Source organism: Dickeya sp. MK7 (assembly GCF_000406305.1).
Classification (GTDB): Bacteria; Pseudomonadota; Gammaproteobacteria; order Enterobacterales; family Enterobacteriaceae; genus Dickeya; species Dickeya fangzhongdai.
In genome coordinates this window covers 1-1613 of sequence record NZ_AOOO01000063.1, presented here as the reverse complement: position 1 = coordinate 1613, position 1613 = coordinate 1, and the positions used below count along the sequence as shown (strand labels likewise).

Below are 1613 nucleotides of genomic sequence, written 5' to 3'. Positions count from 1 at the left end.
GGTGGAGAATAACTTCCTGAGTGTCTCTGAGAAATCGGAGCTTGAGATAGCGAAGCAGAAACTCCGCAACAGCACAGACCCGGCAGAGCGTGAACAGGCGGAGAAAGACGTTGCCCGGTTAACGGAACTGGATATCTCAAGGGATAAGAAAGTTATCGCCGCCTGCGGTAACGGAAATGCTGCCAGTGCGGGTTGTGCATCCGCGCGGCTGGAGGCTTATCAGGCCAAAGCGGAGTATGAAAACACCGGCACCTATAACTCCAGAGCCAGCCAGCAGTATGCCGATGCTTATGGTCAGATAGTGAACCTGCTGAATATCACCAGTGTGGATGCACAGAACAAGCAGCAAGTCAGGGATGCCATGATCAACTTCTTTATGGAGACCAAAGGTGTTGATTATGAGAAGGCGAAAGGGTATGCGGAACTAAAAGAAGGTGCAGATATCATCCTGTCGTCTGTGACTCCGATACTGGGAGAAGCGGCGGCGAAGAAACTTCTTTCAATGAGTTCCAGTCTGGAAGTTGGTAATTTAGAACCAGGTAATCCAAATAGTACAAGTTTGCCAAGAAATGGTGATCGACTGGTTTTGAATCAAGGACAATTACCAACGTGTGGTCCTAATTCATGTGCAATGGTTTTGGATACGGCGGGATTACAATATGACCTGGGTAAGTTAATTACAGATGCTAAAGTTACCCCGAATGGGGCGAGAATGAATAATCTTGTAATAGCCTTGCGAAATCAAGGTATTTCTGATGCTAGATTTGTTTCTAATGTGTCTATTGAAGCTTTATCTTCTGCAACTTCCCAAGGGAATCCTGCGGTTGTTGCCATGAGCTTAGATCGAGGAGGTCATGCTGTTGTGGTTGATGGGGTAACAATTAGGAATGGTCAGCAAGTTGTTGCTATTAGAGACCCTGCATTGGGCAGACAGTATTTTACGCCATTATCAGAGTTCAGAGAGAAGTTTACTGGACAAGCGATTATTACTAGTCCAAAGAAATAGAGTGGTAATATATGGATAAGCTAATTGATATTTTTTCAACGAAACCTGGATATATTGATTTTATTGAAGGCTATTTAACAGTTTATAATGATGATGGGTTGTCCGGTTACATTACTTTAGATAATGGTGATGATAAAATAAGGATTATTTTGTCAATCAATTTTATAGATAAAATAATGAAAGAAGATGATGTTTTTGGTGTGTTGGTAGGTGGTAGGTTTTTATACTGCAATATGCGTGTATGGTTAAAAAAAGTATCTCTTTTATATGAGAATGATAGTGTTGTCATAGATATGATAGAGGAAATTAAATTATTAGAGGGTGATTTGGAAAAGACGATTATATTTTAACATCCCTCACCATTCTTGAGCCTAAGTGGCGGGAGTTGTCTGAAAGTACTCCATCACCCGGACAGGAAATGTTTTGTGGCCACCGCCAGTTTGCCGTGTCCCCAAAACCACCCGGTCAGGGCCATGCCATAAAACAAAAACCCCCGGCGCGGGCCGGGGGTGGTGTTGGTTACTCGGCGAACGTCAGGCCGCCGGGGTAATGCTTAATCCAGTTGGCCGTCGCGTCCGGGTCAAAGGGTTCGATGCTGAGACCTTCC

General features: G+C 44.1%; 2 protein-coding genes. Both read left to right on the top strand.

Going from position 1 to position 1613, the window contains the following annotated elements; translation table 11 throughout:
* Positions 1-1006: DUF6862 domain-containing protein (locus tag DXXMK7_RS23205; RefSeq protein ID WP_305809613.1), on the top strand; the 1006-nt coding region annotated here is incomplete at its 5' end.
* Between the two features lie 11 nt (positions 1007-1017).
* Positions 1018-1356, top strand: coding sequence for a hypothetical protein (locus tag DXXMK7_RS00105; RefSeq protein WP_038917318.1), 339 nt, complete (start codon positions 1018-1020; stop codon positions 1354-1356).
* Positions 1357-1613 lie beyond the last annotated feature (257 nt).